The sequence below is a fragment of the Bradyrhizobium ottawaense genome, from assembly GCF_002278135.3.
Lineage (GTDB): Bacteria > Pseudomonadota > Alphaproteobacteria > Rhizobiales > Xanthobacteraceae > Bradyrhizobium > Bradyrhizobium ottawaense.
This window is the reverse complement of sequence record NZ_CP029425.2, coordinates 1311534-1335000: the sequence shown is the minus strand read 5'-3', so window position 1 is coordinate 1335000 and position 23467 is coordinate 1311534. Positions and strand designations below refer to the sequence as shown.

Annotated in this window: 17 protein-coding genes, 1 rRNA gene, 1 pseudogene and 1 riboswitch (1 of these 20 running past the window's edge); of the genes and pseudogenes, 10 read left to right on the top strand and 9 right to left on the bottom strand. The window is 64.5% G+C overall.

The genetic code is table 11. The features are described from left to right. Positions 1-1400: ribosomal RNA gene (locus CIT37_RS06345) — 16S ribosomal RNA — on the bottom strand (it extends 89 nt beyond the left edge of the window). Between the two features lie 1141 nt (positions 1401-2541). Here CIT37_RS06345 and CIT37_RS06340 point away from each other — a divergent pair. Both CIT37_RS06340 and CIT37_RS06335 read left to right on the top strand, forming a co-directional pair. Then, complete coding sequence (locus CIT37_RS06340; protein ID WP_038948503.1) at positions 2542-4605, top strand: M23 family metallopeptidase; 2064 nt, start codon at positions 2542-2544, stop codon at positions 4603-4605. A 154-nt stretch (positions 4606-4759) separates the two neighbouring features. Then, positions 4760-6379, top strand: a complete 1620-nt coding sequence (locus tag CIT37_RS06335) for an SMP-30/gluconolactonase/LRE family protein (RefSeq protein ID WP_038971933.1) — start codon at positions 4760-4762, stop codon at positions 6377-6379. A 145-nt stretch (positions 6380-6524) separates the two neighbouring features. Here the strand turns inward: CIT37_RS06335 and clpB are convergent, their stop codons facing one another. After that, positions 6525-9164: an ATP-dependent chaperone ClpB gene (gene clpB, locus CIT37_RS06330; RefSeq protein ID WP_038948504.1), complete on the bottom strand. Its 2640-nt coding sequence runs from the start codon at positions 9162-9164 to the stop codon at positions 6525-6527. Positions 9165-9403: 239 nt separating this feature from the next. Here clpB and CIT37_RS06325 point away from each other — a divergent pair, with 239 nt between their 5' ends. Further along, the gene (locus tag CIT37_RS06325) at positions 9404-10192 is read left to right on the top strand and encodes an MOSC domain-containing protein (RefSeq protein ID WP_095425160.1); all 789 of its coding nucleotides are present in this window, start codon (positions 9404-9406) and stop codon (positions 10190-10192) included. 127 nt (positions 10193-10319) lie between these two features. On the opposite strand, the gene CIT37_RS06320 is transcribed toward CIT37_RS06325, so the two are convergent. Next, positions 10320-10994, bottom strand: a complete 675-nt coding sequence (locus CIT37_RS06320; RefSeq protein ID WP_095425159.1) for a TIGR02594 family protein — start codon at positions 10992-10994, stop codon at positions 10320-10322. Positions 10995-11211: 217 nt separating this feature from the next. Here CIT37_RS06320 and CIT37_RS06315 point away from each other — a divergent pair, with 217 nt between their 5' ends. Beyond that, positions 11212-12075 carry an alpha/beta fold hydrolase gene (locus CIT37_RS06315; protein WP_095425158.1) on the top strand — a complete coding sequence of 288 codons (864 nt, stop codon included), beginning with the start codon at positions 11212-11214 and terminating at the stop codon, positions 12073-12075. A gap of 115 nt (positions 12076-12190) precedes the next feature. Here CIT37_RS06315 and metW read toward each other — a convergent pair whose 3' ends face one another. Beyond that, positions 12191-12853 carry a methionine biosynthesis protein MetW gene (gene metW / locus CIT37_RS06310; RefSeq protein WP_161966337.1) on the bottom strand — a complete coding sequence of 221 codons (663 nt, stop codon included), beginning with the start codon at positions 12851-12853 and terminating at the stop codon, positions 12191-12193. 1 nt (position 12854) lies between these two features. Beyond that, positions 12855-14051 carry a homoserine O-acetyltransferase MetX gene (gene metX / locus CIT37_RS06305; protein ID WP_095425203.1) on the bottom strand — a complete coding sequence of 399 codons (1197 nt, stop codon included), beginning with the start codon at positions 14049-14051 and terminating at the stop codon, positions 12855-12857. A gap of 91 nt (positions 14052-14142) precedes the next feature. Then, a riboswitch (SAM riboswitch) is annotated at positions 14143-14222 on the bottom strand. Between the two features lie 156 nt (positions 14223-14378). Here metX and CIT37_RS06300 point away from each other — a divergent pair. From CIT37_RS06300 to CIT37_RS06290, 3 genes are read left to right on the top strand one after another with little or no spacing between them, the layout of a single operon-like run. Beyond that, on the top strand, positions 14379-15227 hold the full coding sequence (locus tag CIT37_RS06300) for a chorismate mutase (RefSeq protein WP_028139945.1): 849 nt from the start codon (positions 14379-14381) through the stop codon (positions 15225-15227). A gap of 36 nt (positions 15228-15263) precedes the next feature. Beyond that, positions 15264-16361 (top strand): histidinol-phosphate transaminase, encoded by a 1098-nt coding sequence (gene hisC / locus CIT37_RS06295; RefSeq protein ID WP_095425156.1) that lies wholly within the window; start codon positions 15264-15266, stop codon positions 16359-16361. Further along, positions 16358-17296, top strand: coding sequence for a prephenate/arogenate dehydrogenase family protein (locus CIT37_RS06290; protein WP_028139943.1), 939 nt, complete (start codon positions 16358-16360; stop codon positions 17294-17296). Before hisC ends, CIT37_RS06290 begins: the two co-directional genes overlap by 4 nt. Positions 17297-17350: 54 nt before the next feature. Here CIT37_RS06290 and CIT37_RS06285 read toward each other — a convergent pair whose 3' ends face one another. Beyond that, positions 17351-18241, bottom strand: a complete 891-nt coding sequence (locus CIT37_RS06285; protein ID WP_038971927.1) for a LysR family transcriptional regulator — start codon at positions 18239-18241, stop codon at positions 17351-17353. A 113-nt stretch (positions 18242-18354) separates the two neighbouring features. Here CIT37_RS06285 and CIT37_RS06280 point away from each other — a divergent pair. Further along, a pseudogene (locus CIT37_RS06280) lies at positions 18355-19191 on the top strand (NmrA/HSCARG family protein); the annotation flags it as partial. Between the two features lie 122 nt (positions 19192-19313). Beyond that, positions 19314-19982 carry an NAD(P)-dependent oxidoreductase gene (locus CIT37_RS06275; RefSeq protein WP_038948514.1) on the top strand — a complete coding sequence of 223 codons (669 nt, stop codon included), beginning with the start codon at positions 19314-19316 and terminating at the stop codon, positions 19980-19982. Between the two features lie 14 nt (positions 19983-19996). Here the strand turns inward: CIT37_RS06275 and CIT37_RS06270 are convergent, their stop codons facing one another. Then, entirely contained in the window at positions 19997-21181 is a 1185-nt protein-coding gene (locus CIT37_RS06270; RefSeq protein WP_095425155.1) for a DUF2125 domain-containing protein, read from the bottom strand. Positions 21182-21291: 110 nt separating this feature from the next. On the opposite strand from CIT37_RS06270, the gene CIT37_RS06265 reads away from it, so the two are divergent. Further along, positions 21292-21900 (top strand): gamma-glutamylcyclotransferase, encoded by a 609-nt coding sequence (locus tag CIT37_RS06265; RefSeq protein ID WP_028139938.1) that lies wholly within the window; start codon positions 21292-21294, stop codon positions 21898-21900. On the opposite strand, the gene CIT37_RS06260 is transcribed toward CIT37_RS06265, so the two are convergent. Both CIT37_RS06260 and CIT37_RS06255 read right to left on the bottom strand, forming a co-directional pair. Further along, the gene (locus CIT37_RS06260; RefSeq protein WP_095425154.1) at positions 21897-22670 is read right to left on the bottom strand and encodes a lysophospholipid acyltransferase family protein; all 774 of its coding nucleotides are present in this window, start codon (positions 22668-22670) and stop codon (positions 21897-21899) included. The two genes, CIT37_RS06265 and CIT37_RS06260, sit on opposite strands and share 4 nt — an antisense overlap. A gap of 48 nt (positions 22671-22718) precedes the next feature. Then, entirely contained in the window at positions 22719-23423 is a 705-nt protein-coding gene (locus CIT37_RS06255; RefSeq protein ID WP_028139936.1) for a YdcF family protein, read from the bottom strand. Between the last annotated feature and the right edge of the window lie 44 nt (positions 23424-23467).

The window sequence follows — 23467 nt, the reverse complement described above, 5'->3', positions numbered from 1 at the left end:
CTTGCGGGTTAGCGCACCGTCTTCAGGTAAAACCAACTCCCATGGTGTGACGGGCGGTGTGTACAAGGCCCGGGAACGTATTCACCGTGGCGTGCTGATCCACGATTACTAGCGATTCCAACTTCATGGGCTCGAGTTGCAGAGCCCAATCCGAACTGAGACGGCTTTTTGAGATTTGCGAAGGGTCGCCCCTTAGCATCCCATTGTCACCGCCATTGTAGCACGTGTGTAGCCCAGCCCGTAAGGGCCATGAGGACTTGACGTCATCCCCACCTTCCTCGCGGCTTATCACCGGCAGTCTCCTTAGAGTGCTCAACTAAATGGTAGCAACTAAGGACGGGGGTTGCGCTCGTTGCGGGACTTAACCCAACATCTCACGACACGAGCTGACGACAGCCATGCAGCACCTGTGTTCCAGGCTCCGAAGAGAAGGTCACATCTCTGCGACCGGTCCTGGACATGTCAAGGGCTGGTAAGGTTCTGCGCGTTGCGTCGAATTAAACCACATGCTCCACCGCTTGTGCGGGCCCCCGTCAATTCCTTTGAGTTTTAATCTTGCGACCGTACTCCCCAGGCGGAATGCTTAAAGCGTTAGCTGCGCCACTAGTGAGTAAACCCACTAACGGCTGGCATTCATCGTTTACGGCGTGGACTACCAGGGTATCTAATCCTGTTTGCTCCCCACGCTTTCGTGCCTCAGCGTCAGTATCGGGCCAGTGAGCCGCCTTCGCCACTGGTGTTCTTGCGAATATCTACGAATTTCACCTCTACACTCGCAGTTCCACTCACCTCTCCCGAACTCAAGATCTTCAGTATCAAAGGCAGTTCTGGAGTTGAGCTCCAGGATTTCACCCCTGACTTAAAGACCCGCCTACGCACCCTTTACGCCCAGTGATTCCGAGCAACGCTAGCCCCCTTCGTATTACCGCGGCTGCTGGCACGAAGTTAGCCGGGGCTTATTCTTGCGGTACCGTCATTATCTTCCCGCACAAAAGAGCTTTACAACCCTAGGGCCTTCATCACTCACGCGGCATGGCTGGATCAGGGTTGCCCCCATTGTCCAATATTCCCCACTGCTGCCTCCCGTAGGAGTTTGGGCCGTGTCTCAGTCCCAATGTGGCTGATCATCCTCTCAGACCAGCTACTGATCGTCGCCTTGGTGAGCCATTACCTCACCAACTAGCTAATCAGACGCGGGCCAATCTTTCGGCGATAAATCTTTCCCCGTAAGGGCTTATCCGGTATTAGCACAAGTTTCCCTGTGTTGTTCCGAACCAAAAGGTATGTTCCCACGCGTTACTCACCCGTCTGCCGCTGACGTATTGCTACGCCCGCTCGACTTGCATGTGTTAAGCCTGCCGCCAGCGTTCGCTCTGAGCCAGGATCAAACTCTCAAGTTGGACTTGAACTTTGAACCGGCTGATCACAACGTTTGACGAGGTCCCACCATTATCGACCGAAGTCGATGTGCTGCCTGCGATTCACATCGCTGGCAACGATGGTGTTTCCTTTGAAACGTGTACCGCCGAAGTCTTTCGTCCGGTCCCGACCAGAAAAGCCGAAGCTTTTCAGGAGCGAGACCCGCAAGGACTCCGCCGTCCACGTTTCTCTTTCTTCATCTTCACTTGTCAAACAGCCCGAGACCGTGGAGGCCTCAACCTTCCCGAGAGGAAGGGTTCCGACACCCTTACCGACGATGGATGAACTCCAATCGACTTACGTCGACTGTTGTGTCACTCAACAAGGTGAGGAGCATCAGTGGCGCGTTCGCTCGCCTTGGTCAGTGACCCGGCGGCGCCGCGCTCAGTGGTCGGGTTATAGGCCCCCGCACTCGGGATTGTCAACGCCCATTGTCAACAAATCGTCGCACGGTGGATTGTCGCTAAAAACAACGCGTTTCCAGATGGTTACAAGGATCGCGGATGCGTCGATCCGATCGGGGCGGTGAAAAAACTTGAAAAAAGTTTGGGCCCCAGGGGGCTCCGGAGCCGACCTGGGAGGGGTCGTGGGAGGGGACCGGGAAGCGACCTGGCAAGCGACCTGGCAAGCCACCTGGGGAACGGCTTGGCGAGTGGATTGGCGCGCGGGTCGGGATCGACAAAGGGCACTTGGGGAGAGCTTGAGGGGCGGCTTACCGTACCTTCGCGGTGGGACGCAGCTGGCGGCCCCCTCTCGGGAGGCCCCCGCCCTCCGGCGGTTCAGGAAACTTTTTCGATGACAGGCGCCGTACTTGAGCCACAATCCCGCGGCGTTCTGATAAGAGACAAGCTTGAATCGCAGGGATGCCAGTGGGGGCTGCCGGCGGTTTTCATGGGGTCAGAGGAAGGCGATCTTGCAGATGACGCGGCCTTCCTCCGACATTCGAGAGACATCGAGAGAGCTTCACCCGTCCAGCTGTTCGTAATTTCGGCCGGCCCCATCGCGGGCCTTCTGAGCACGGACGCCTGCGCGGCTTGCCTTTTCCGGCGATCCCCCATCAAGAGGGCGACCAGGACAAGGTTCGAAAGCGGGCATCTTGGGTCGTTGATTGGGGGACTTGCGTTGAACCACAGGACATCACGCGGCGCTTACGGGCGTGAGACCGGGATCATCGATCTCGGCCACGAGCCGCCGCTGTCCGTCGATGGTTCTGAAGCCGCCGTAATCGACCGCCGCCGCGTCTCGGTGCAATGGTTCAGCGGGACAATCTTGACCGGACTCTGCGGCGCAGCCCTGATTGGCGGCGCCGTTTTCGCATCGCTCGACGGCGAGATGACCTTCGCCAAGGTGCCGGAGCGGGTCGAGGGCGCGCTGCGCGGTGCATTCGGCGCCGCCGATCGCGCCGCCACGCTGCACAAGAGCGACCGCCTGCCGCCGCCGAGCGAATCCACGGCGTCCCGCAACATCATGCGCGTCTCCACGGTGGCCCGCGTCGGCAACCGCGACGTGATGCGGGTGCGCCCCTTCGTCCGGATCGCCGGCAATCTGTCGATGACGACGAGCGACCTGTCGGCGAAGATCCCGCCGTTCAACGCCCAACGCCTGCTCACCGATGTCGGCTCCGATCCGAAGACCGCATCCGACGATCCCAACAATCCCGAAGCGGTCGAGCCCGACGCCGAAGTGTCCTTTGTCACCAAGGACCTGTCGCCGGTGCTGCCGAAAGCCAAGATTTCCGCGGTGGTGGCGCTCGACGACATCCTGATGCGGGTGCGCGATGCCGCCAACTGGCGCGGCAATGGCGGGGTGCGCTACGCCTCGCTCGCCAATGCCGCAGCCGACGTCTCCGGTGCGACCGGCCCGTCCGACATCAGAAGCGCCTACGCCGCGGAAGCCTCGCCGTCCGATCCCTATGCCGGCTTCGAGACGCGCGTGGTGCCGGAAAACGTCACGCTGCTGCCCAAGACCAAGGAGCAGATCACCGGCGGCAATCCCAACGGCGAACGCGTCCATCTGGTCAAGAAGGGCGACAGCGTCGCCTCGGTGCTGCGCGATCTCGGCGCGAACGCCGACGAGATCAAGGCGATCACCGCAACGCTCGGCCCTCGCGGCCGCGACGGCGGCCTCAAGGACGGCGAGAAGCTCCGCATCCTGATGGCGCCGGCGAGCCCCGGTGCCCGCCTCCAGCCCTACCGCGTCGTCGTCGCCAACGAGACCATGGTCGAGGCGATCGCTGCGCTGTCCGATCTCGGCAAATACGTCGCGGTCGACGTCTCCAGCATGAACACCGTCGCCGATGCCGCGGCCAGCGCCAGCAGCGATGACGACGATGATGACGACGGCTCCGGCGTGCGGCTCTACCAGAGCATCTACGAGACCGCGATGCGCAACAAAGTGCCGATGCCCGTCATCGACGACATGATCAAGATCTACTCCTACGACGTCGATTTCCAGCGCAAGGTGCAGCCGGGCGATTCCTTCGACGTGTTCTACGCCGGCGAGGACGAGGGCGTGACGTCGACGGAGAAGAACGACGTGCTGTTCGCCTCCCTCACGGTCGGCGGCGAGACCAAGAAATACTACCGCTACCAGAGCCCCGACGACGGCGTCGTCGACTACTATGACGAGACCGGCAAGAGCGCGAAGAAATTCCTGGTCAGGAAGCCCGTCAACAACGCCATCATGCGCTCCGGCTTCGGCGGCCGCCGCCACCCGATCCTGGGCTATGTGAAGATGCACACCGGCGTCGACTGGGCCACGGCCTACGGCACGCCGATTTTCGCCTCCGGTAACGGCGTGATCGAGAAGGCCGGCCCCGAAGGCGGCTACGGCAAATATATCCGCATCAAGCACAACAACGGCTACGAGACGGCCTACGGTCACATGTCCGCCTTCGCCAAAGGCATGGAGATCGGCAAGAAGGTGCGGCAGGGCCAGGTGATCGGCTTCGTCGGCTCATCCGGCCTGTCGACCGGCCCGCACGTCCACTACGAGATCCTGGTCAACGGCCGCTTCGTCGATCCGATGCGCGTGAAGCTGCCGCGCGGCCGTTCGCTCGAGGGCCCGATGCTCGCAGGCTTCGAGAAGGAGCGCGACCGGCTCGACGGCATGATGAGCGGCCGCGGCGGCGCCATCGCCCGCATGTCGGATGCGACCGGCGGCCCGTTGCAGGTCAGCAACCGCTAATTGCAACCGGCCGACATCGGCCGGACATCTCCAGAACACGATCCGAATTCGACGTTCTCGCGCGAGGCCCCGCTTGGCGGCGTCTCAACGTCAAGTTTCGTTTGCCAAAGCGGCACCAGGGGCGAATACTTTCCAAAAAACGGGAGGTCTCGCCATGAAGAACAGGCTCGCCTGCGCAGCGGTCGTCGCTGCCCTTTTCGCCACCACGAGCGTATCGGCCGAGACTTGGGAGGTCACCAAGCTGGTCCAGGGCTCGGCATTCCATGGCGTGCATGGGCTCGGCATCGACAAGGCCGGCCATCTGTTCGCCGGCAGCGTCGCCGGCGCCGCTCTCTACGAGGTGGACGTATCAGGCGGTACCGCCAAGGTTGCAATCCCCTCGCCGATCGGAATGGCCGACGACATCGCGTTTGCGCCCGACGGCACCATGGCCTGGACCGGATTTCTCACCGGCGATCTCTATGCGCGCAAGGGCGACGGCCCGATCAAGAAGCTCGCGAGCGGCCTTCCCGGCATCAACTCGCTCGCCTTCCGCAAGGACGGCAGGCTCTATGCCACCACCGTTTTCCTCGGCGACACGCTCTATGAGATCGACGTCGAGGGCGTGAAGCCGCCGCGCCAGATCATGGAGAAGATGGGCGGCCTCAACGGCTTCGAGTTCGGTCCCGACGACAAGCTCTACGGTCCGCTCTGGTTCAAGGGCCAGGTCGCGAAAGTCGATGTCGACAAGGCCGAGCTGACCGTCGTCGCCGACGGCTTCAAGGTCCCGGCCGCGGTGAACTTCGATTCCAAGGGCAATCTCTTCGTGGTCGACACCGCGCTCGGTCAACTCGTCCGGGTCGATCCCAAGTCGGGCGCCAAGACCCTGGTCGCGCAACTGAAGCCGTCGCTGGACAATCTCGCGATCGACGACAAGGACCGCATCTACGTCTCCAACATGGCCGACAACGGCATCCAAGAGGTCGATCCCGCGACCGGCCAGGCCAAGCAGATCATCATCGGCAAGCTCGCTTTGCCCGGTGGCATCGGCGTCACCTCGGAGAACGGCAAGGATACGATCCACCTTGCCGACGTGTTCGCCTATCGCACGGTGGACGGCGCAACCGGCGAGGTCACCGAAAAGGCGCGCATGCACGCCGCAGGCACCACGCTGGAATATCCGATGAGCGCGACGGCGAAAGGCAACGACGTGGTGCTGTCGAGCTGGTTCACCGGCACGGTGCAGGTGATCGACGCCAAGACCGGCGCGACGCGCGACATGCTGCACGGCTTCAAGGCGCCGCACGATGCGATCACGCTCGCCGACGGCAGCATTTTGGTAGCCGAGCTCGGCACCAAGTCGCTGGTCAAGGTGAGCGGCGAGCACGGCAAGGATCGCACCACGCTGATCGGCGACCTCGAGGGCCCGGTCGGGCTCGTCCGAGGCAAGTCCGACGAAGTCTACGTCACCGAAGCCTTTGCAGGCACCGTGTCCCGGATCGACAGCAACGGCGAAAAGACCGTGGTCGCCAAGGAGCTGAAAATGCCCGAAGGCATCGCGCGCGGGAACGACGGCAAGCTCATCGTGGCGGAAGTCGGCGCCAAACGGCTGATCGAGATCGCGCCGGAAAGCGGCAAGATCACCGAGATCGCCGCCAATCTCCCGATCGGCCTCGCGGGCGCTCCCGGCGGATTGCCGACCAACATTCCGACGGGCGTCGGCATCGGAGCTTCAAGCGTGATCTATTTCTCGTCCGACATCGAGAACGCCATCTACAAGGTGGTGAAGAAATAGCGTCTGATCCCCACCGCGTTAGCTAAAGCGGGATGCTGCGCACCTTTTCGGACCACGCTTTTGCCAGCGCCCCCCAAAACAAAACGCCCCGGAGAGGCTGACCTCTCCGGGGCGGCTTGTCGTTTCAGGCTTTGATCGCCCGCGTTCAGTTCAGCTTCCGCTTCGCCACTGGCGCCTCGAACTGGGTGATCTCGGCGGTCTGCGGTGCCTTGCCGTTGAAGGTCAGCACGTTGCCTTCGGAGGAGATCGCGACACTGTCGCCGTCCCTGACGTCGCCGGCCAGGATCATCTCGGCGAGCGGGTCCTGGACGTGACGCTGGATCACGCGCTTGAGCGGCCTTGCGCCGTAGGCGGGGTCCCAGCCCTTGGCGGCGAGCCAGTCGCGGCCAGCGGCGTCGAGCGTCAGCACGATCTTGCGATCGGTCAGCAGCTTCTGCAGCCGCGCGAACTGGATCTCGACGATCCGGCCCATCTCGCTCCGCTGCAAGCGGTGGAACAGGATGATCTCGTCAACGCGGTTGAGGAATTCGGGGCGGAAATGCCCGCGCACCATTCCCATCACCTGCTCGCGCACGGCCGAGGTGTCCTCGCCCTCCGGCTGATTCACCAGGAATTCCGAACCGAGGTTCGAGGTCATGATGATCAGCGTGTTGCGGAAGTCGACGGTGCGGCCCTGGCCGTCGGTCAGGCGGCCGTCGTCGAGCACCTGCAACAGGACGTTGAAGACGTCGGGATGCGCCTTCTCGATCTCGTCGAACAGCACCACCTGATAGGGCCGGCGCCGCACCGCTTCGGTGAGCGCGCCGCCCTCGTCATAGCCGACATAGCCCGGAGGCGCGCCGATCAGCCGCGAGACCGAGTGCTTCTCCATGTATTCGGACATGTCGAGGCGGACCATCGCGGTCTCGTCGTTGAACAGATACTCCGCGAGCGCCTTGGTCAACTCGGTCTTGCCGACGCCGGTGGGCCCTAAGAACATGAACGAGCCCGTGGGGCGGTTCGGGTCCTGCAGGCCCGCGCGCGAGCGGCGCACGGCAGTTGCGACCGCACGCACGGCCTCGGCCTGGCCGACGACGCGGGTGCCGAGCTGCTCCTCCATCTTCAGGAGCTTTTCCTTCTCGCCCTCCAGCATCTTGTCGACGGGCACGCCGGTCCAGCGCGAGACCACCTGGGCGATGTGGTTGGCGGTGACCGCCTCCTCCATCATCTCGCCGGAGCCTTCGCGCGCCTCGATATCCGCAAGCTGCTTCTCGAGCTGCGGGATCCGGCCATAGGCCAGCTCGCCGGCCTTCTGGAATTCGCCGCGACGCTGGGCGTCGGCGAGATCGACGCGCAGGGCGTCCAGCTCCGATTTCAGCTTCTGGGCGTTGGAGAGCTTGTTCTTCTCCGCGCTCCAGCGTGCCGTCAGCGCCGCGGACTTCTCCTCGAGCTCGGCCAGCTCCTTCTGGAGCGCCTCGAGACGGGATTTGGAGCCGGGATCACTTTCCTTCTTGAGAGCTTCCTGCTCGATCTTGAGCCGGATGATCTCGCGGTCGAGCGAATCCAGCTCTTCCGGCTTGGAATCGACCTGCATCTTCAGCCGGGCCGCGGCCTCGTCCATCAGGTCGATCGCCTTGTCGGGCAGGAAGCGGTCGGTGATGTAACGGTTGGACAGCGTCGTCGCGGCAACAAGCGCGGAATCGGTGATCCGCACGCCATGGTGCTGCTCGTACTTGTCCTTGAGGCCGCGCAGGATCGAGATGGTGTCCTCGACCGAGGGCTCGCTGACAAAGATCGGCTGGAAGCGCCGCGCCAGCGCGGCGTCCTTTTCGACATGCTTCTGATATTCGTCGAGCGTGGTCGCGCCGATGCAGTGCAGCTCGCCGCGGGCAAGCGCGGGCTTGAGCAGGTTGGAGGCGTCCATCGCGCCGTCGCCCTTGCCGGCGCCGATCAGCGTGTGCATCTCGTCGATGAACAGGATGAAAGTGCCCTCGCTCCCGGTCACTTCCTGGAGCACGGCCTTCAGCCGCTCCTCGAACTCACCGCGGTATTTTGCACCCGCGATCAGCGCGCCGAGGTCGAGCGAGAGCAGCTTCTTGTCCTTCAGGCTCTCCGGCACGTCGCCGTTGACGATGCGCAGCGCGAGGCCTTCGGCGATGGCGGTCTTGCCGACGCCGGGCTCGCCGATCAGGACGGGATTGTTCTTGGTCCGGCGCGACAGCACCTGGATGGTGCGGCGGATCTCCTCGTCGCGGCCGATGACCGGATCGAGCTTGCCGTCGCGCGCGGCCTGGGTCAGGTCGCGGGCATATTTCTTCAGCGCGTCGTACGCGTTCTCGGCGGTGGCCGAGTCTGCGGTGCGGCCCTTGCGCAGGGCCTCGATCGCCGCATTGAGGTTTTGCGGGGTGACGCCGCCCTTGGCGAGGATGGTGCCGGCCTCGCTGGTCTTCTCCAGCGTCAGGCCGAGCAGCAGCCGCTCGACGGTGACGAAGCTGTCGCCGGCCTTCTCGCCGGCCTTTTCGGCGGCATCAAAAGTACGGGCGAGCTCGGGCGCCAGATAGATCTGCCCGGCGCCACCGCCACTGACCTTCGGCACCTTGCCGAGGGCATCCTCGGTCGCCTTCAGAATTGCACGGGAATTGCCGCCGGCGCGGTCGATCAGACCGGCAGCCAGCCCCTCATTGTCGTCCAGGAGGACCTTGAGCACGTGCAGGGTGGAAAACTGCTGGTGTCCCTCGCGCACCGCGAGCGACTGCGCTGACTGGACGAAGCCCCTGGAGCGTTCGGTGTATTTGTCGATATTCATCTTTTCTGTCCCTCGGCCTGCCCCTGGAGCCCTCTAAGGCACTCCAAACGGCATCTTCACTGGGTTTCCGATTACCGCATTGACGTTTCTCAACCGGTAACGGTCGTGTTTTGCCGACGTCGCCGCCGGCCTGAGGCAGATGTGGGAAGCAGGCTGCAGATGCGAAAGAGGCCAGTTCACAATTTCGTGCGCTGATCCGCCGGCTTGGCGGGGCCGGCTCGAATCCCTTAAGTAGCGGCATGACAGCTAGCCAGACCGCCGAGATCACCGGCCTTTACCGCTACCCGATCAAGGGCCTGACACCGGAGCTCCTGCACCGCGCCCCCTTGCGGACGGGCCAGACCCTGCCCGCCGACCGCCGCTACGCCATCGAGAACGGTCCGAGCGGCTTTGATCCCGAACGGCCCGAGTGGAGGCCGAAAATCCAGTTTCTGATGCTCGCACGCAATGAGCGGCTTGCCGAGCTCGACAGCCGGTTCGACGACGCTACCAATGTCTTGACCATCCGCAGGGACGGCCAGACCGTCGCCAGCGGCGATCTCGAGACCGCGGCCGGGCGCGCCGCCATCGAGCGCTACTTCGCGGAGAATTTTCAGCCGGAGCTGAAGGGGCCGCCAAAAGTCCTGTCAGGCCGCGACCACAGCTTCTCCGACGTCGCCCGCAAGGTGGTCTCCATCATCAATCTCGGCAGCGTCCGCGCCATCGAGACCATGCTGGGCGGCGCTGCCGTGCATCCGCTGCGCTTCCGCGCCAATCTCTATGTGAAGGGTTGGCCGGCCTGGTCGGAGCTCGATCTCGTCGGCCAGACGCTGGCGATCGGCGCGGCGCGCCTGAAAGTGGTCAAGCGCATCGTCCGCTGCCCGGCCACCAATGTCGACCCGTTGACGGCCAAGCGCGATCTCGAGATTCCGCCGACGCTCTCGCGCAACCTCGGCCACATGGACTGCGGCATCTACGCCGAGGTAATCGAAGGTGGCGACATCGGCGTCGGCGATGCGGTTGCGGTGGAAGAGCCGAGATTGGTTTGAGCTGGCATTGCTGCCGTAGGATGGGCAAAGCGCAAGCGTGCCCACCATTCCCCTTCTCGAACGTTGACGCACCGCTGGTGGGCACAGCGCTTTGCGCCTTTGCCCACCCTACGGCACCGTCGCTTCCTCAATTCGGCATCACATAGGCATAGATCCGGCCGCGCGAGACCGGCGCTTCGCGGACGCGATTGCCGTTGTTGCCGGAGATCATGATCGGATTGCCCTGCGCGTCGATGCCGGTGATGATGCCGACATGACCGCCGCGGCGGCCGCGCGACATCACCGCGATGGCGCCGACCTGCGGACCGGAGACACGGGTGCCGTAACGCGCGAACGAGCTCGCCATGTCGGAGCCCGAACCCTTATGGCCGGTGTGCTCCAGCACCATGTTCATGAAACGCGCGCACCACAGGCTGCCGCGCCCGGTCGGATTGCCGCCGACATAGCGGCGCGCCTCGGATACGAGGTTCGATCCGCCGCCGAAGCCGCCGCTATTGGCCGTTGCGGTGTTCACCATGGCGTTGTGGGCCATGCCGCCGCTATTGGCGTTCGGATCATAGCTCGCCTGGGTGTCGGCGAATCCGCTCGCCCGCAGCTGCGCCGCGCTGCGCTCGAAGCGCGAGCTGCGTGCATGGTGGCGGTAGTGATGATGTCTGGCGTGGTGCACGTGTGCGTGCCGCTCTGCGCTATGACGATGATGCGGCCGCGCTGAGGCTGGAGAAACGAACGCGGCAACCGCCGCGAAGAAGATCGCCAGCGCGACAACACAACGCGACAGGCGAGACGCAAACAACTCGAACATTCTTCATCCTTCGTTGACACCCCACTTCCCAATCGGCCCGTGCAACGGCCGACATCGGTCTGGCCGTTAAGCCGTCCGATGTGGCGAGAAAAAGACGCGGGCTGCCTGCGAATAGCTGCGATGATTTTGTGCCGATACTGGCTTGAGGCTGCCGCATTGCCGACAACAGCATTAACTGCGATCCTGCAAAGGCGGCTTTAAAAGAGGGAAACGGTTAATGCCCCACGCCACGACCAGGGACGACGTCCGCATTTATTTCGAAGAAGCGGGTCAGGGAACGCCGATCATTTTTCTGCACGAGTTCGCAGCCGACCACACCAATTGGGAGCCGCAGATGCGCTACTTCTCGCGCGGCCATCGCTGCATCACCTATTCGGCGCGCGGCTACACGCCGTCGGACGTGCCTGAAGGCGAGGTTTACAGCTATAGGCATTTCTACAGCGATGCGCTCGCGGTGCTCGATCATCTCAGGATCGAGCGCGCGCATCTGGTCGGCCTGTCGATGGGCGCCTACTCCTCGCTCCAGATCGGGCTAAACGCGCCGCAGCGCGCACTGTCGATGACGCTGGCCGGCGTCGGCTCCGGCTCGGAGATCGAGAACCTGGAGGCCTGGCGCGAGCAGTGCCGCGCCAATGCCGAGCAGTTCGAGACGCTGGGCTCCGCCGAGGTCGCAAAGGTCACGCGCGAGGCGCCGAGCCGGATTCCCTTCCTGGTGAAGGACCCGCGCGGCCATGCCGATTTCTATGCCGCGCTGGCGCGCCACGATTCCAAGGGATCGGCGCGTACGATGCGCGGCTTCCAGGGCGGCCGCCCCTCGATCTACACGATGACGGATGCGATCAAGCACGCATCGACGCCGGCGCTGATCATCTGCGGCGACGAGGACGATCCGTGCGTCGGACCGAGCCTGTTCCTGAAGCAGCATCTGCCTGCGGCGGGGCTGGCGATGTTTCCGAAGTCGGGCCACGTGCTCAATCTCGAAGAGCCCGCGCTGTTCAACGAAAGTGTGGAGCGGTTCGTGACGCTGGTGGAAGCGGGACGATGGCCGGCGCGCGACCTGAGGTCGCTGGCTCCACACTAGCTGTCATTCCGGGATGCGCCGAAGGCGCAGACCCGGAATCCATCGGGCTGCGGGCGTTGTTGCACGATGGATTCCGGGCTCGCGCTACGCGCGCCCCGGAATGACGCCTACGGCGTCACTTCCCCCCGCCCCGGCTGAGCAGGAACACCGCCTGCTCCCCGAACATGTTCCACACCCACCAGGGCAGATTCAGCGGCACCGGGCGGCCGTAGAGATCGAGCGCGACCGAGCGCTCCATCTTGACGTTGATCTCGTCGCAGAGCTGCACGAAATCCTTGATGGTGCAGAAATGGATGTTGGCGGTGTCGTACCAGGTCGCCGGCAAATTCTCGGTGCGCGGCATGTGGCCGCCGACCAGGAGCTGGAGCCGCATCTTCCAGAAACCGAAATTCGGGAACGAGACGATGGCGCGGCGGCCGATGCGCAGCAGATTCTCCAGCACCACCCGCGGCTGCCGCGTCGCCTGCAGCGTCTGCGACAGGATCACGTAGTCGAAGGCGTCGTCCGGATAATTGACGAGGTCGGTGTCGGCATCGCCCTGCACCACCGCAAGGCCCTTGGCGACGCAGCGGTTGACGCCCTCGCGCGACAGCTCGATGCCGCGGCCGTCGATGCCGCGGGTCTCCAGCAGCTGAAGCAAATCGCCCTCGCCGCAGCCGACGTCGAGCACTTTCGAGCCCGGCTTGACCATCTCGGCGACCAGCAGATGATCGGCGCGAAACTGGCCGGACGATCCGGTCGCAAGGCCACCCAGCGGCAATACTTCCTGCACAGACATGCTAGCCATCCTTCAGTCCACGCGCCTTGCCCGCCGATTGCAGGAAGGCGCGGGAGATGTCGAAGAATTCGGGAACGTCGAGCAGGAAGGCGTCGTGGCCGCGATCGGTCTCGATCTCGGCGAACGACACCCGCGCGCTCGATGCATTCAGCGCGTGCACCAGCGCGCGCGATTCCGAGGTCGGAAACAGCCAGTCGCTGGTGAAGGAGACCACGCAGAAGCGGGTCGCAATTTCCGCGAACGCCTTTGCGAGCACGCCGCCATGGTCGGCGGCAATGTCGAAATAGTCCATCGCGCGCGTCAGATAGAGATAGGCGTTGGCGTCGAAGCGCTCGACGAAGGACGAGCCCTGGTAGCGCAGATAGGACTCGACCTGGAAGTCGGCGTCGAACGAGAAGGTCGGCAGCTCGCGGTCCTGCATGCGCCGGCCGAACTTGCGATGCAGCGCGGCATCGGAGAGGTAGGTGATGTGCGCCGCCATCCGCGCCACCGCGAGCCCGCGATGCGGATGGATGCCGTGATCGGCATAGCCGCCGCCGTGCCAGTCGGGATCAGCCATCACGGCCTGGCGGCCGAGCTCGTGGAAGGCGATGTTCTGCGCCGAGTGCCGCGTCGCGCAGGCAATCGCCAGCGCGGAGAACACGCGGCCCGGATAGGCGGCGGTCCACTGCAGCACCTGCATGCCGCCCATCGAGCCACCGACGACCGCAAACAGCGTGTCGACGCCGAGCCGGTCGACCAGCATCGCCTGCGCACGCACCATATCGGGGATGGTGATGACGGGGAAATCGAGGCCCCAGACCTTGCCGGTGGCAGGATTGATCGAGGCCGGCCCGGTCGAGCCCATGCAGCCGCCGATCACGTTGGAGCAGATGATGAAGTAGTGCTTGGGATCGATGGGCCGACCGGGGCCGACCAGCGTCTCCCACCAGCCGGGCTTGCCGGTGACGGGATGCACGTTGGCGACATGCTGATCGCCGGTCAGCGCATGGCAGATCAGCACCGCGTTGGAGCGATCGGCGTTGAGCTCGCCATAGGTCTGGTAGGCGATCTGGAACGGGGTGAGATCGACGCCGCAATCGAGCCGCAGCGGCTGCTCGGCGCCGAAATGCGCGATCTGCGAGCTTGGATGATCCACCTCGTGCGACCGCTCGTCGGCGCTGATCGCAGGACTCGGTATCGACTTGACGCCACCCATCTGACCATCGACCTCGTTTGCGATCAAACGCGTGATCGCCACTTGCATCAGGCCATGAAAAACCCGGCCTGAACGATAGGTTCGGCCGGGATCGGAAGCGTCCCCGGCCTGTTTAGCGAGTTTTTTAACGTGGCTGCAAGCCGGCCGGCTCAAATGACCACGGAACGGGCAAAAGCTACCGTCTTGGGCGGTTTTCGTCAAGTCGCGGCCCGGATCGGCCCAATTCGTCTCTCACGCGTCGTCCGAAAAGGACGTGATTTCTCTTTGCTTTCGCTGCCCTGACTGCCTAATCAGGACATCCCCCATCGAAACCATCGACAGCCAGACATGTCCCAACGTCCGCCCGCGCCACCATCGCTTCAGGAACTGCGCAAGGAGATCGACGCGATCGACGAGGGCATGCATCGCCTGCTGATGCAGCGCGGCGACATCATCGACCGCCTGATCCAGGTGAAGCAGACCCAGGAGGTCGGCTCGGCGTTCCGCCCGGCGCGCGAGGCCGCCATGATGCGCGAGATCGTGCAGCGCCATCGCGGCATCCTGCCGCTCGACACGGTCGAGAGCATCTGGCGCGTCATCATCTCGACGTTCACTTACGTGCAGGCGCCGTTCTCCGTGCATGCCGACATCTCGGCGAGTGAGCCGGCGATGCGCGATTCCGCGCGCTTCCATTTTGGCTTCACCGTGCCTTACGTCGCGCATTTCAGCGCGCAGGCCGCGGTCGAGGCGGTGGCGAAATCCAAGGGCGATCTGGCGCTGGTCTCGGCAACGTCCAGCCGCACACCCTGGTGGCTCTTGCTCGAAACGGAAGGCGCGCCAAAAATCATCGCGCGGATGCCCTTCGTCGAGCGTGCCGATCATCCGGCCGCACTGCCGGTGTTCGCGATCTCGCGCGTCGCCGACAGCGCCCTGGTGACGGAGGTCGAGACCTTCAGCGTCCGCGTGTCCGGGTGGAACGCCGAGGTCGCGCGCGCCCTGTCGCCGCTCGCCGAGATCGTGGCGGTGCCTGATACCGCCTTCGACGGCGCGGCGCTGCTGGTCTCGGTCACGAGCGCGACCAGCATCGACAAAATCAGGGCTGCCCTGATCGAGGCGGGGGCCTCGGTGCGCTCTACAGCCCTCGTCGGCAGCCACGCAACGCGCTATACGGTGCCCCCGACCGGGGCGAAATCGTAAACCACGCGCCGCGCCCCGCCATTTTCGGAGTTCAAGATGTCCCGCCCCGTGCCGAATCCCGGCATTCTCGATATTGCGCCCTACACGCCCGGCAAGAGCCCGGTCGCCGAGCCGGGCCGCAAGGTGTTCAAGCTGTCGGCCAACGAGACGCCGTTCGGGCCCTCGCCCAAGGCGATCGAGGCGTTCAAGCACGTGGCGGATCACCTGGAAGACTATCCGGAAGGAACCTCGCGCGTGCTGCGCGAGGCGATCGGCCGCTCCTTCGGGCTCGACCCGAACCGCATCATCTGCGGCGCCGGCTCGGACGAGATCCTCAATCTGCTCGCCCACACCTATCTCAGCCAGGGTGACGAGGCGATCTCCACCACGCACGGCTTCCTGGTCTACCCGATCGCGACCATGGCGGTGGGCGCCAAGAACGTCGTCGCGCAGGAGACCAACCTCACCTGCGACGTCGACGCCATCCTCAAGGCGGTGACGCCGAAGACCAAGCTGGTCTGGCTCGCCAACCCCAACAATCCAACCGGCACCTATGTGCCGTTCGACGAGGTCAAGCGCCTGCGCGCCGGCCTGCCGTCGCACGTGCTGCTGGTGCTCGATGCCGCCTATTGCGACTACGTCTCGCGCAACGACTACGAGATGGGGATCGAGCTGGTCGCCACCACCGAGAATACGGTGGTGACGCACACCTTCTCCAAGATCCACGGCCTCGCGGCACTGCGCATCGGCTGGATGTTCGGCCCCGAGCACATCATCGACGCGGTCAACCGCATCCGCGGCCCGTTCAACGTGTCGACGCCAGCAATGTATGCCGCGGTCGCCGCGATCGAGGACACTGCGCACCAGGCGATGTCGAAGCAATTCACCGAGACCTGGCGCAACTGGCTGACCGAGGAGATCGGCAAGCTTGGGCTGAAGGTGACGCCGAGCGTCGCCAATTTCGTGCTGATCCACTTCCCGGCCGACAAGGGCAAGACCGCGGATGACGCCGACGCCTTCCTGACCAAGCGGGGCCTCGTGCTGCGCGGCTTGAAGAATTACGGCCTGCCGCATTCGCTGCGCATGACCATCGGCACCGAGGAGGCCAACCGCCTCGTGGTCGACGGCTTGCGCGACTTCATGGCCGGCAGATGAGCAGCGCACCGCACTTCCAGCGCGTCGCGCTGATCGGCTTCGGCCTGATCGGCGGCTCGATCGCGCGCGCTGCGAAGCTCCAGGGCCTGGCGGGCGAAATCGTCACCACCGCGCGCTCGGAGAAGACCCGCGCGCGGGTGATGGAGCTCGGGATCGTCGATCAGGTCGTGGCGACCAATGCGGAAGCAGTGAAGGATGCCGATCTCGTCATCCTCTGCATTCCCGTCGGCGCCTGCGGCGAGGTCGCGCAGGAGATCGCCGCGCATCTGAAGCCCGGCGCTGTTGTCTCCGACGTCGGCTCGGTCAAGGGCGCCATCGTCAGGGATATGGCGCCGCATCTGCCGAAGACCGTTCATTTCGTGCCGGCGCATCCGGTGGCGGGCACCGAGCATTCGGGGCCGGATTCAGGTTTCGCCGAGCTCTTCATCAACCGCTGGTGCATCCTCACCCCGCCGGAAGGCGTCGACGCGGCCGCGACTGATCGCCTGCGCGCCTTCTGGGCGGCGATGGGCGCCAAGGTCGAGGTGATGACGCCGGACCATCACGATCTCGTGCTCGCGATCACCAGCCATCTGCCGCATCTGATCGCCTACACCATCGTCGGCACCGCCGACGAGCTGGCGCAGGTGACGGAGTCCGAGGTGATCAAGTTCTCCGCCGGCGGTTTCCGCGATTTCACCCGCATCGCGGCCTCCGACCCGACGATGTGGCGCGACGTCTTCCTCGCCAACAAGGAGGCCGTGCTGGAGATGCTCGGCACCTTCACCGAGGATCTCGCAAAGCTCACCCGCGCGATCCGCCGCGGCGACGGCGAAGCCCTGTTCGACCATTTCACCCGCACCCGCGCCATCCGCCGCGGCATCGTCGAGATCGGCCAGGATTCGGCGGCCGCGGATTTCGGCCGGCAGCACGGGCAGCTCGGCAACAAGCCGTGAGTTCGTAGCTCGGATGGCGCCAGCGCGGGAGCGATCTCGATCTGCTCCCTTGACCTAGTCGATGAAGGCCGCGAGCTCACCCGGCGTCCCCGAGGGAAAGGCTTCCTTGAGAAAGTCGAGGAACGCGGATACGCGAGCGCTGAGCAGCCGGCGCGAAGGGTACAGCGCCCAGAGGACGATCTCCGGTCCGTCGACATCACCCCAGTGGACGAGCTTGCCGGCCGCCAGGTCGTGACTCACAAGCGACACAGGAAGGCGAGCGGCGCCCACGCCTGCGCGGACCGCATCGCGAACCATAACGATCGAGGACAGGCGAAGCACCGGATCGGTCGAGATCCGTGAGTTTCCGATCGAAGACTTCACCTCCCACGCCGATGTCAGATCGCTCGCACCACGCACCACGGTCGGAACGGCAAGATCGTACGCAGGGCGACTGAGGTCGGGGCTCGCGACCACGACCAGCCGATCGCGCATCAGGATTCGTCCGACAAGGGTTTCGTCGGGGTCGGGATTGACGCGGATCACGAGGTCATAGCCTTCCTCGATCATGTCGACGGCGCGGTCTTCCGTCGTGACCTCGAGCCGCACCTCCGGATATTTCAGAGCGAACGCAGCGGCCAGCTTTCCCATCGCAGTTTGCGAGAAAAGCAGAGGCGCGCTGATCCGCAAGCTGCCTCGCGGCTTGGCACCGCCTGAAGCGATCGCCGCCGCCGTCTCGTCGAGTTCGGCGAGCAATGTTCCCGTCCGCTCATAGAGCGCCCGCCCTTCCTCGGTGAGCTTCAGCGTGCGGCTTCCGCGCTCGAAGAGGCGCAAGCCAAGGCTGCCCTCCAGCTCGGAGACCCGGCGCGAGAGCGTCGCCTTCGGGCGGCCGGCAGCCCGGGCGGCCCGTCCGAACCCGCCGTGACGGGCGACAAGGTTGAAATCGGCGAGTGCGAGCAGATCCATATGTTCCACCAATGAGACGGTCTGTACAAATATAGCGTCTATCGGCCCGCACGTGGGTCACTAATTTGCGGAGGTGTCCAGCAACCCACCCCGGAGAGTGAACCCATTGCAATGTCGGCCGCCAAGTCGTTGAACAGCTCGTCAAGCGCGGCGCCGATGTTCGCGCCCTCGTCCGCGATCCTGCAAAGGCCAACCTGCCGCCGGGCGTGAACGTCGTGCAGGGCGACCTCCTGGACGTTGACTCGCTGCGCAGTGCGTTCTCAGGCGTCTCCACCCTGTTCCTGCTCAACGCCGTGGTAGCGGACGAATTCACCCAGGCGCTGATCGCCCTCAACATTGCGCGAGAAGCTGGCGTCGAGCGGCTCGTCTATCTGTCGGTGATCCACAGCGATCTGTACGTGAACGTGCCGCACTTCGCGGGCAAGTTCGGCGTCGAGCGGATGATCGAGCAGATGGGCTTCAACGCCACCATCCTGCGCCCCGCCTACTTCATGAACAACGATCTCACGATCAAGGACGTGGTGAGCGGATACGGCGTCTACCCCATGCCGATCGGCGGCAAAGGACTGGCGATGATCGACGCCCGCGACATCGGTGAAATCGCGGCCATCGAGCTCGTCCGCCGCGACAAGTCCGGCGCATCACTTCCGCCCGACCGGATCAATCTCGTCGGTCCGGACACACTGACCGGCGCGAAGGCTGCCGCCATCTGGTCGGAGGTGCTGGGTCGCACGATCGCATATCCGGGTGACGATCCTGCCGGCTTCGAAAAGAACCTCAGGCAGTTCATGCCGAGCTGGATGGCCTTCGACATGCGGCTGATGAGCGAGCGCTTCCTCACCGACGGAATGATCCCCAATGCCGGCGACGTCGAGCGTTTGAACACTCTCCTCGGCCGTCCGCTGCGCTCCTATCGCGACTTCGTCTCTGAGATCACGGCTTCGGCCTGACGGCAGCGGCATCAGCCCAAGGGCCCGCGAGCTGCTCGCGGAAGGCAAGCTCTGATCGTCACAACGAACATGAACCAGGGGGCGGCCTCCACGGAGACGTCCCGCATTCCGAGGTCACGACCATGCAAGACTCCGAAACCGATAACATCCGGACTGTCCCACCGAAGATACTGATCCTTGGCGCGACCGGCGCCACCGGCCGCCTGATCGTCAACCAGGCGGTGGCGCGAGGGTACGACGTCGCGGCGCTCGTGCGTTCTGGCGAGAAAGCGCGTGATCTGAAGGGTGCCAATCTCATCATCGGCGATGCCCGCGACGAGATCGCCTTGCGTCAGGCACTCAAGGGCCGTGATGCCGTTGTCAGCGCACTCGGCACACCGGCGAGCCCGTTCCGCGAGGTGACGCTGCTCTCGGCGGCGACACGCATGCTTGTGAATACGATGAAGGCGCAACAAGTCTCGCGCCTCGTCTGCATCACCGGAATTGGCGCAGGTGATAGCGCCGGCCATGGCGGGTTTGTTTTCGACAATCTGATTTTCCCGCTGCTCTTGCGCAAGGTGTACGCCGACAAAAACCGCCAGGAGGCCATCGTCAGAAACAGCGGGCTCGACTGGGTTCTCGTTCGGCCCTCAGTCCTGAACGACAAGCCCGGCCGCGGCTCGGTCCGAGCCCTGACGGACCTCTCCGACTTCCGTGGAGGAAGCATATCGCGACAGGACGTTGCGACCTTCGTCCTGGATCAACTGCGCGCCGATGCCTGGCTGCATCGTGCGCCGTTGATCACGTGGTGAACTCAGCCCACGCTCTAATACAGCGGCGGGATCTGGCCGACCTTGACCGGGCCGAGCAGCACGGCGCCGTCGACGAATTTCAGCGGGAAGCTTCTCGCCTTCTTGCCTTCCAGCGTGCTCTCGGTGCCGATCGAGTTGATGCCGGCGGCGACGCCGGCATTGGCGTTCTGCTTGATCACCTTGCCGAGGCCGGGCACGGCTCGGTCGAGCGCGCCGAACAGATTGTTGAGGTCCTGCGATTTCACGCCGGGCGCGACGCGATCGAGCGTTGCCTGCGGCACGCCCTCCTCGAGCATCTTCTCGATGCCGAGCGCCGGGATCACGCGCTCGAGGCCCGTGACGGTCATCTGCAGTTCGCCGTCGAGCCGGCCATTGGCGGAGAGGCCAAGCGTGCCGGCCGCAACCGCGATCATCTCGCCCTGCTGGATCCGCGACTGCACGATCTCGATATGACCGCCGGCGGCCTGGATCTCGCGGAAGCGCTGCGGCCAGGGCTTTGGCGTCAGGTCGGAGAGGCCCCTGATCTTGGCGCGCGTGTCCGCCTCGAACGGCTCGGCGAGCAAGGGATGAACGCCCTGGATGCTGCCCTGCGCGACATGGAGCACGGTCTCGATCACGGGATGATCGGCTGGCGATCCGTCCGCGAGGCGCCCGTGCAGTTCGACCTGCTTGGCACGCGCGAGCGGCACCTGCATGCTGCCGTCGAGACGATTGATGTTGGGATCGTCGAACACGATCGAGGCGCGGTCCGGCACCGCCGGCAGGCCGACCACGCTGCTGCGGCCCTTGCTCCAGTTCACCACGAAGGTGTTTTGCGTGACACCGTCGGTCAGCGTCGCGGGCGCGGAGAATTCGGCGATGACGAGCTTGGGATCGTACACCTGCGCAACGACCAGGATGTTGTCGAGCTTGGCCGTGAACGGCGTCTTGCTCGCGTTCTGCGAGACCAGGGCGACGCTGGCGCCGGAGCACTGGACCTCGAAGCGGAACGGGAATCCGGCGATCGAGCGCTTGGCGCAATCATAGATGCGGCCGGACTTGGCCTCCTGCGCCCGCCAGGCGTCTGCGGCGATCTCGGCCTGCGAGGCCGCATAGAACCAGAAGCAGCTCCAGGCGACGGCGAGGATCAGGACGAGGAGGGGGGCGATGAAAAGGCCCCAACGGGAACGGCGGCCTGCGGCAACGGTCATATTGGACATGCGGCGACCCTTTGGCCCCAGATTTTGGCAAATGTAAGCGAGGCCAGCCCCCGACGAAAGGCGGAGAATTCACTTCGCTTGGGGGCGCGGTTCTGGTAGCCGTGCCCGAAATGTCCGAAATCACCCTCCCCTCCGTCACGACAGCCACGGGCGACCTCTGGGTGTTCGGCTACGGCTCGCTGATGTGGCGACCGGGCTTCGACTTCGAGGAGCGCGTCCCGGCGCGGCTGGTCGGCGAGCACCGGGCGCTCTGCGTCTATTCCTTCGTCCATCGCGGCACGCCGGAGAAGCCGGGCCTGGTGCTCGGGCTCGACCGCGGCGGCGCCTGCCGCGGCATCGCCTTCCGTGTCGCTGAAAAGAACCGCACTGAGGTCGTCGCGTATTTGCGGGCGCGCGAGCAGGTCACCTCGGTCTATCGCGAGGTGATGCGCTCGGTGTGGCTGGAGAACGATGCGCGCCAGCGCGTCTCCGCGCTCGCCTATGTCGTCGACCGCGGCCATGTGCAATATGCCGGCCGCCTCTCGCTCGCCGAGCAGCACCGCCATGTCGTCCAGGGCCACGGCCAGTCCGGCGCCAATCGCGACTATGTCACCGCGACGGTGAAGGCGATCGAGGCCGAAGGCTTTCGCGACGCCCAGCTGCATCAGCTCGCGACCATGCTGCATGGCGATGCGCATTCCCTGCACCCGCCGGCTCCCGACGATCGAGAGAGCCGCTAGCTCTCCGACGGGGCGTAACTCGGCGAGGCGCCGATCAATTGCTCCTGCTCCTTGCGGCCGGCTTCGACGAGGCGGCTGGTTGCCTCTTCGATGGCCGTTTGCACACGGGAGAGAAACTCATCCTTCGGCAGGCCTGACGGCAACGGATCGAGGAATTCCACCACGAGCGTGCCGGGATAGCGCATGAAGGTGCGGCGGGGCCAGAACAGGCCGGAGTTGAGCGCGATCGGCAGGCACGGCACGCCGCAGGACGAATAGATCTGCGCGAAGCCGGTCTTGTAGTCGGGCGGCGCGCCCGGCGCGCGGCGCGTGCCTTCCGGAAAGATCACGAGCTGCCGGCCCGAGCGCACCGCCTCGCGCGCCCGCCGCGTCATGTCCAAGAGCGCCTTCACGCCGGCCTTGCGATCGATCGCGATCATCCCGGTCTTGACCAGGAACTGGCCGAACACCGGAATCTGCATGAGCTGACGCTTGAGGATGAAGATCGGACGATTGAAGAATCCGGGCAGCACGAACGTCTCCCAGAACGACTGGTGCTTTGCCACGATCACCAGCGGCCCCTGCGGTATCTTCTCGACCCCGCGGAATTCGACCTTGATGTTGCAGACCACGCGCATCAGGACCAGCGTCGCCTTGGCCCACCATTCCGCAACCGTCAGCATGGCGCGCGGCGGCAATGCGAAGGTCGGCAGCGCCACGATCGCGAGGCAGACCAGCACGGCGTAGAACAGCACGTTGAACACGAGCGAGCGCAGGAAGATCAGGAACATCGACGATCCGATTATTTTGCCGATTAATTTGCCGATCAATTTGGCTTGTTAATTGGCTTGGGCGGTGGCGGGCCGCTTTGGCTGATGACCTGCAGGCTGCTCCGACATCTCGGGCGAAAGGTCAATCCCGAAATCCTCCAGCCGCACCCTGAGCTCGGCCGCGACGTACTTGACATATTCCGACAGCAGCAGCCGCAAGGTGGACGCCGAGGTCCACCACGGCTCCTCGCGCCATTTGTCGCCGACCACCGCGAATGGGATCAACGTCGTCTGCGGCATCGCATGCGAGAATTCCACCAGCGCGCGCGGCATGTGATAGTTCGAGGTGACCACGATCAGCGATTTGAACCGACGGCCGTCGGCCCAGCGCCGCGCCTCCGCCGCATTGCCGCGGGTCGAGAGCGCGGTGCGGTCGAGATCGACACAACAGGTCATGAAGGACTGGTTCTCCGGCAACGTCCGGGAGATGTCGCTCGCCGTCGACGTCGGGTGCACGCCGGAGATCAGGAGCCGCCTGCCGTAGCCGGCAGCGAGCAGCTCCATCGCGTCCGACACCCGCGAGGAGCCGCCGGTCAGGACCACGATGCCGTCTGCCTTGCGGCTTGGGGCGATCTCGGCGCCGCGCAATTGCGACAGGAACGCGATGAAGCCCGCCGCCGCGCCGACGAAGGCGAGCGCAATCGTCGACACCAATGCCGCGCGCAGCCAGCCGCGCGGCAGGTTCGGCGATCGATCGTCGGTCGGCGAGGTCATATGATGTCGGTGATCCCTTCCCTGAGGTGATTTTAAAAGGTTTT